1 protein-coding gene is annotated in these 240 nt (G+C 45.0%); it reads right to left on the bottom strand.

From position 1 onward, the window contains the following. Positions 1-240, bottom strand: a 240-nt coding sequence (locus F1003_RS19175) for a 1-deoxy-D-xylulose-5-phosphate synthase N-terminal domain-containing protein (RefSeq protein ID WP_497986943.1), incomplete at both ends; no start/stop codon positions are given.

Here is a 240-nt window from a genome sequence, read left to right as displayed (position 1 = left end):
ACCGATATGGTTCAGCGCTTCTAAAGCCATTCCGCCCGTTAAAGCACCATCACCAATGACCGCAAGAACTTTATCATCTGTTTTCTTAAGGTCTCTAGCGATAGCCATACCCATAGCTGCAGAAAGTGATGTAGAACTGTGCCCTGTTTCCCAAACATCATGTTCGCTTTCAATTCTCTTTGGAAATCCACAGAGACCCTTATACTGTCGAAGTGTATCAAACTGCGATGCTCTTCCCGT

The organism is Winogradskyella ouciana, assembly GCF_009709615.1.
GTDB lineage: Bacteria > Bacteroidota > Bacteroidia > Flavobacteriales > Flavobacteriaceae > Winogradskyella > Winogradskyella ouciana.
The sequence above is the reverse complement of the archived record's forward strand: the minus strand, read 5'-3'. Positions and strand labels throughout refer to the sequence as shown.